The sequence below is a fragment of the Brucella thiophenivorans genome, assembly GCF_002252445.1.
Lineage (GTDB): Bacteria > Pseudomonadota > Alphaproteobacteria > Rhizobiales > Rhizobiaceae > Brucella > Brucella thiophenivorans.
On sequence record NZ_NNRJ01000017.1, the window covers coordinates 1 to 893 of the forward strand.

Below are 893 nucleotides of genomic sequence, written 5' to 3' on the forward strand. Positions count from 1 at the left end.
GAAGGCTCTTAATGTTCATTTCTGACCTCCAGTCAAGAATCGACCGGAATTCGAAAAAACTATATATTCCAATACTTTAGATTATTTCAGCAAAACGGCATAGACGATACGAGCAATTAGTCAAAGCTCGAAACGAAGCTTTCGAGTCAAGTTACACGTTGAAATTGCGGTGTTGAAGGAAAGATAGGTGTGGTGCTTATGGAGGAGAGGATGGGATTCGAACCCACGAGACCCTTCCGGGTCTACTCCCTTAGCAGGGGAGCGCCTTCGACCACTCGGCCACCTCTCCAATAAGGGCGAGATAGCTGGTACGCTCAATCATTTCAAGCGATTTGAGCATCCAATAGCAAGTTTCACAGTATTTTTTTTGTTTTGATATAAATGCATAGGGGATTAATCGCTGGCTTTTCGTCGCGCAGCTCTCTTCAGACATTTAATATGCGAGGGGATTCGATCTTATTTATCTGGTTCATGCCGTTAAGATTGTGGCAGTGGGTGCGCAAAGGACTGATCTGCGATCGATTTCGACCTTATTGGGAAATTTCGTCAGTTCGATTTTGAATCAGTTGCTAAAAAATACATGTTTTCAAGCGTTAAGACAGGTTAACAGGTGTTCATAAACGCTAATAAAGCTTTAATTTCTGTATTGAAGTCGGGCAATTTCGTGTCATTTCTGCAACAACCTCTCCTCATAGAGTGCTGACAAGGACTGGTTAGCAACATTCGATGTTGAATAGAAAAAGTTGGCGAGTATCTTCACATCCAGAAGAACGAGCGCTTCGGTGCAACTTTTTCATCAGGGGATGGGGACAGGTTGTCCTTCAGCCAAATCAGAATGCCCAGACCCATTTTTAACTTTGACTGGAGGTCAGAAATGAACATTAAGAGCCTTC

At 43.1% G+C, this 893-nt stretch carries 1 tRNA gene; it reads right to left on the bottom strand.

The features are described 5' to 3' along the window. Positions 1 to 199 precede the first annotated feature (199 nt). A tRNA-Ser gene (locus CEV31_RS08730) sits at positions 200 to 289 on the bottom strand. Between the last annotated feature and the right edge of the window lie 604 nt (positions 290 to 893).